Raw genomic sequence first — 383 nt, forward strand, 5'->3', positions numbered from 1 at the left:
GCCGGATCCGACGATTTGCTGCTGCTGATCACCGGCGCGGCGACCGTATGGGTCGTCGTGCAGTTGGTGCATTCCGGGTCCGGGTCGCCACCGCCGCTGCCGGTCACGCTGTTACCGACCGTGCCGGCCGCATCCGCGTCGACGGTGGTCGTGTAGGTCAGCGTGTACGTACCTGGCAACGTGCCGGCCGGCAAGGTGCAGGACAACGCGCCCGTGCAGGTGTAGTTGCCGGCATTGGTCACGCTGCCGAACGTCTGGTCGCCGCTGATGGTGTCGGTCAGCGTGTAGACGTCCGTCAGCGCCGCGGTGCTGATCGTGGTGCTCAGGGTGTACGTGATCGTCGCACCCGGATTGACCGTGGTGCCGGTCGCCGGATCCGACGA

At 67.4% G+C, this 383-nt stretch carries 1 protein-coding gene; it reads right to left on the reverse strand.

The features are described 5' to 3' along the window. Positions 1 to 383, reverse strand: a 383-nt coding sequence (locus tag AC3A4T_RS24540) for a hypothetical protein (protein ID WP_487677761.1), incomplete at both ends; no start/stop codon positions are given.

The sequence above is a fragment of the Lysobacter sp. Soil_N_51 genome, from assembly GCF_057655755.1.